The 419-nt window shown below is 28.9% G+C and carries 1 protein-coding gene; it reads right to left on the bottom strand.

All coding sequences use genetic code 11. The features are described 5' to 3' along the window. On the bottom strand, window positions 1-419 hold a 419-nt coding region (locus HMPREF0072_RS10420; protein ID WP_004830458.1), incomplete at both ends, for a PcfB family protein.

Raw genomic sequence — 419 nt, 5'->3', positions numbered from 1 at the left:
TTTGGTTTTACTTTTTCTTTTACTTTTCTTTTGACTTTCTCTTTTGTCTTATCCTTGTTCTTGGATAGGTCTTTGTATTTCTTTATTTGTTTTAGGATACTTTCTTTTTCTTTTTTATTTTCCTTAGCTATGACTTGCTTAAAGGCATATTCCATTACTTTTATGTCTTTGGCTTGGAAAAAAACTTCATAGTTTTTGCTTTCTTTGTTTTTCATTACTGAGAAACTTACTCCAAGTTTGTTTAGTTCTTTTTTTAAGTCTTTGAGGTCGCTTTGATCTACGCTTATATTTTCTAGTTGCCCTTTTTTGTATAGGTCTTTTATTTTCATTTCATCTCCCATAAGGCTTTTTAGGTTGCCATTTGCTTTTTCTAAAGTTTCATTCATCTTTTTTCGTATTTCTTTTTCAAGGTTTATGGA

It is taken from the genome of Anaerococcus lactolyticus ATCC 51172, from assembly GCF_000156575.1.
GTDB lineage: Bacteria > Bacillota > Clostridia > Tissierellales > Peptoniphilaceae > Anaerococcus > Anaerococcus lactolyticus.
This window is presented reverse-complemented; position numbering and strand designations above follow the sequence as displayed.